1 protein-coding gene is annotated in these 255 nt (G+C 62.4%); it reads right to left on the bottom strand.

Going from position 1 to position 255, the window contains the following annotated elements:
* On the bottom strand, positions 1-213 hold a 213-nt coding region (gene tnpB / locus AC5ZFO_RS48485; protein WP_496124331.1), incomplete at its 3' end, for an IS66 family insertion sequence element accessory protein TnpB.
* Positions 214-255: the final 42 nt, after the last annotated feature.

Below are 255 nucleotides of genomic sequence, written 5' to 3'. Positions count from 1 at the left end.
CACGTTGGGCCAGCAGAACGAACCGGTCTCAAGCCGCTTGGCGAACAGGCACACACCCGTGCCGTCCCAATAGATCAGCTTCACCCGGTCGGCGCGCTTGGCGCGGAACACATACACGGCGCCGGAGAACGGATCGGCCTGGACGCTTTCACGCACCAGGGCCGCGAGCCCTTCGGCACCCTTTCTGTTATGTGGTGCACCACATAACCGCAATTATGCGGAGCCCACGATTATGCGGAGTGTGCGGCCGTTCAA

It is taken from the genome of Bradyrhizobium sp. Unk1, assembly GCF_059512345.1.
This window is presented reverse-complemented; position numbering and strand designations above follow the sequence as displayed.